At 47.2% G+C, this 398-nt stretch carries 1 protein-coding gene; it reads right to left on the bottom strand.

Annotated elements, in window-relative coordinates; genetic code table 11:
• Positions 1 to 355: SAM-dependent methyltransferase (locus tag SB773_RS30235; RefSeq protein WP_410593881.1), on the bottom strand; the 355-nt coding region annotated here is incomplete at its 3' end.
• Between the last annotated feature and the right edge of the window lie 43 nt (positions 356 to 398).

Genomic DNA, 398 nt, shown 5'->3' with positions numbered 1-398 from the left:
TGTATGGATTTCCATGTGCCTGATGACGATAATAACACATCAGTGTTCCTTGCTTACGGCTTTGATGATACAAATCCTCCTGCAGATCACCGTAATCGATAGTAACCACAAACCCTTTTTTCAGCAGTCGTGAAACATCCTCCGCAGCCTTTTCCAGCTCCAGATTGACCTCGATTCGCATTCCTGCGGGTAGCTTCATCTCCAATGCTTCCAAATACCGCCCCAGCTCAGGAGTGACCTCTCTACATTCCTCAATAAATTGGTCCTGGTGCTCCGTCACCCACACTTCCTGCCAGCCTGTCTTTTTCTTCTCGGCAATATGAACCGGAAAAGCATCCAGCCATTCATTGGACAAAACAACACCTTCTATTTGTTCCGTTCGTGCTGCATCTGCCAAA

Origin of the sequence: Bacillus sp. SIMBA_074 (assembly GCF_046534555.1) — a bacterium.
In the GTDB taxonomy this organism is placed as follows: domain Bacteria; phylum Bacillota; class Bacilli; order Bacillales; family Bacillaceae_G; genus Bacillus_A; species Bacillus_A mycoides.
Note: the sequence above shows the minus strand (reverse complement) of the source record. Positions and strands in the feature narration are given on the sequence as shown.